At 48.4% G+C, this 653-nt stretch carries 1 rRNA gene; it reads left to right on the plus strand.

The window, feature by feature from the left end:
• Positions 1-544 precede the first annotated feature (544 nt).
• A 16S ribosomal RNA gene (locus tag ACNFIA_RS31945) occupies positions 545-653 on the plus strand; the annotation flags it as partial.

Consider the following 653-nt stretch of genomic DNA (forward strand, 5'->3'; position numbering starts at 1 on the left):
AGAAAGTTTAAATTAGCCGTTGACGGCCAATTTAAACTCCCTATAATGCGCACCACTCCCAGCGACGAAGCGCTGAAAGAACTTGAAAATCAAGTACTTACAGAGATTCGAAGTTGAGAGTGGCGATCAGGCAGGTGATTCACTTGCCGCTCTTCACTGGCTGCTCCGGCAGCGAGCTGAAAAGAAGGTCGCCGAGGTGGTTGACAGCGACATTGATCGCTGTAGAATGCGCCTCCCGCTGATGAGAAGGTTTCCTTCGCTGAAGCACAAGCGATTGAGTAGAAAAGAAATTTTCGAAAATAAAGCTTGACGGAAAGAGAGGTTAGCGTAGAATGCGCGCCTCGGTTGAGACGAAAGCCTCAGCCAAACGCTCTTTAACAAGTTGAATCAAGCAATTCGTGTGGGTGCTTGTGATGTAAGACTGATGATCGACTGATTATCAGCAACGCAAGTAACACTCGTGAATTCGAGAGTTTTAGCTCATTAAGTTGAGCATGCGATTGCTGAGCCAAGTTTAGGGTTTTCTCAAAACCCAAGCAGTATTGAACTGAAGAGTTTGATCATGGCTCAGATTGAACGCTGGCGGCAGGCCTAACACATGCAAGTCGAGCGGATGATGGGAGCTTGCTCCCGGATTCAGCGGCGGACGGGTG

Source organism: Pseudomonas sp. NY15437 (assembly GCF_048068435.1).
Taxonomy (GTDB): Bacteria; Pseudomonadota; Gammaproteobacteria; order Pseudomonadales; family Pseudomonadaceae; genus Pseudomonas; species Pseudomonas nitroreducens_B.